Origin of the sequence: Cellulomonas biazotea (assembly GCF_004306155.1) — a bacterium.
Classification (GTDB): Bacteria; Actinomycetota; Actinomycetes; order Actinomycetales; family Cellulomonadaceae; genus Cellulomonas; species Cellulomonas biazotea.
The window spans coordinates 1-2,153 of sequence record NZ_BIMR01000307.1 but is presented as its reverse complement, the minus strand read 5'-3'; the positions used below and the strand labels follow the sequence as shown (position 1 = coordinate 2,153).

Annotated in this window: 2 protein-coding genes; both read right to left on the bottom strand. The window is 69.5% G+C overall.

The window, feature by feature from the left end; translation table 11 throughout:
• Positions 1-171: 171 nt before the first annotated feature.
• Complete coding sequence (locus CBZ_RS17400; protein WP_130782741.1) at positions 172-1,083, bottom strand: carbohydrate ABC transporter permease; 912 nt, start codon at positions 1,081-1,083, stop codon at positions 172-174.
• Entirely contained in the window at positions 1,080-1,976 is an 897-nt protein-coding gene (locus tag CBZ_RS17395) for a carbohydrate ABC transporter permease (protein ID WP_373862192.1), read from the bottom strand. The genes CBZ_RS17400 and CBZ_RS17395 overlap by 4 nt, the downstream gene beginning before the upstream one ends.
• Positions 1,977-2,153 lie beyond the last annotated feature (177 nt).

The window sequence follows — 2,153 nt, the reverse complement described above, 5'->3', positions numbered from 1 at the left end:
CCCCGGGCCCGGCCGGGTCGGCGCGGCCGCCCGGCCGGTCCGCGCGACGCTCGTCGTCGGGACGCGGCGTCGCGTCGTCGGGGCGTCCGGTGCTCGCGTCGGTCATGGCGTCCAGGCTCGCACGGCGGGGCGGCCCCGCCGAAGCCGGACCGCCCCGCAGCGCACGCGTCATCAGCCCTTGAGGCCCTGCGTCGCGACGCCCTCGACCAGGTAGCGCTGGAACACGAGGAAGAAGAGCAGGACGGGCACGAGCGCGAGGACGGCCATGGCCATCTGGGCGCCGTAGTCGGACGTCGTGGTCTGGTCGACGTAGAGCCGCAGCGCGAGCGGCATCGTCGCCAGGTCGGGGTCCTTGAGGTAGAGCAGCGGGCCGAAGAAGTCGTTCCACGACCAGATGAACGCGAAGATCGAGCTCGTCACGAGCGCGGGCTTCATGAGCGGCAGCATGATCGACGTGAAGATCCGCACGTGGCCGGCGCCGTCGATGCGGGCGGCCTCGTCGAGCTCGCGGGGCAGGTTCCGCATGAACTGCACCATGAGGAACACGAAGAACGCCTCGGCGGCGAGGAACTTGCCGATGAGCAGCGGGATGAACGTGTCGACCAGGTCGAGCCGGGAGAACACGATGTACTGCGGGATGATCACGACGTGGAACGGCAGCAGGAGCGTGCCGATCATGAGCGCGAAGAACGCGTTGCGCCCGGGGAAGTCGATCCGCGCGAACGCGTAGGCGGACACCGAGCAGGACAGCGTGATCCCGACGACGGAGCCGACCGCGAGGATCAGCGAGTTGGTGAAGAACGTCCAGAACGAGACGCCGCCGATGCCGTCGAGCGCCTTGGCGAAGTTCGCCCAGGTCGCGGCGTCGGGCACGAGGCTGACGTTGCCGACGATGTCGCTGCTCGGCTTGAACGACGAGGACAGCATCCATACGGCCGGGTAGAGGATCACGACGACGACCGCGAGGACGAGGGCGTGGAACCCGACGGACTTGACCCGCTCGCGGGACCGGTGCTGGCGGCGCAGCTCGGCGGAGCGCTCGACCGAGGAGGCCCCGCCCGGCGCGGTGGCGATGGTGGTCACTTGCCCTCCCCGGAGTAGTGCACCCAGAACTTGGAGCTGCGGAAGAAGATGACGGTGATGATGCCGACGACGACCACGAGCACCCAGGCCATGGCGGACGCGTAGCCCATCCGGAAGTCGACGAACCCGCGCTGGTAGAGGTACAGCGTGTAGAAGAGCGTCGACCGGGCGGGACCGCCGGTGCCGTTGGAGATGATGAACGCGGACGCGAAGATCTGGAACGCGTGGATCGTCTCGAGCAGCAGGTTGAAGAAGATGACCGGCGAGAGCATCGGCAGCGTGATCGCGCGGAACTTGCGCACGGGCCCGGCGCCGTCGACCGACGCGGCCTCGTAGAGCTCGTTCGGGATCTGCTTGAGGCCCGCGAGGAAGATGACCATCGGGGCGCCGAACTGCCAGACGGTCAGCAGGATGAGCATCGGCATGGTGCGGTTCGGGTCGCCGACCCAGCCGCCGCCGGGGGCGCCGAAGAACTGGCCGATCTGGTCGACGATGCCGTCGTCGATGAACATCGCCTTCCACACGATGGCGATCGACACCGAGGCGCCGACGAGCGAGGGCATGTAGAACGACGACCGGTAGAACCCCTTGCCGCGACGGCGGTTGTTCAGCAGCATCGCGACGGCGAGCGCGGCGATGAGCTTGGTGGGCGTCCCGAACACGACGTACGTGGCCGTGACCTGCCACGCCTTGAGGTAGCTGGGGTCGGAGAACAGCAGCCGGAAGTTCTCCAGGCCCGTGAACTCGGGCGGCGCGAAGAGGTTGTAGTTGGTGAATGCCAGGTACAGCGACGCGAGCATCGGGCCGGCGGTCAGGAGGAAGAACCCCAGGAGCCACGGGGCCAGGAAGGCGTACCCGGCGCGGGTCTCGGCGGCCTTGCGGCGCTTGCGCACGGCGCTCGACCGGGGGGCGTCCGACGCGGGAGGCGTGGTCACCTCGGCAGTGAGGGTCACGGTCGTTCCGTTTCGATCAGGGTGCACGGGTCCGGTGCGGGTCGACCGGGCGCCGCGGGCGCCGGTGTCCGCCGGGTGGGCGCCCCCCCCCCGGGGGGGGTGCGGGCGGGGCGCCGG